We start from the raw sequence: 214 nt of genomic DNA on the forward strand, positions 1-214 counted from the left end.
GAAAAACCGAAGGACCAGACGCTCTCTTCCTGGGAAGAGTTCCGCCGCACCGTTCGCGATCACGCCGAACTGTTCATGGACGAAAAACCCAAAGCCTTCGGTGCCCTCCGCAAACATCTGGTGTGGTACACAAAAGGATGCCCCAACTCTTCCGCCTTGCGGGCCCGCGTCATGAGTGCGCCTGATTTTTCGGCCGTGTGGGCTTTCTTCGAAG

Annotated in this window: 1 pseudogene; it reads left to right on the forward strand. The window is 57.5% G+C overall.

From position 1 onward, the window contains the following. Positions 1–214 (forward strand): annotated as a pseudogene (locus tag ABJK56_RS06735) (hypothetical protein); the annotation flags it as partial.

It is taken from the genome of Thermogutta sp. (genome assembly GCF_039793925.1).
Lineage (GTDB): Bacteria > Planctomycetota > Planctomycetia > Pirellulales > Thermoguttaceae > Thermogutta.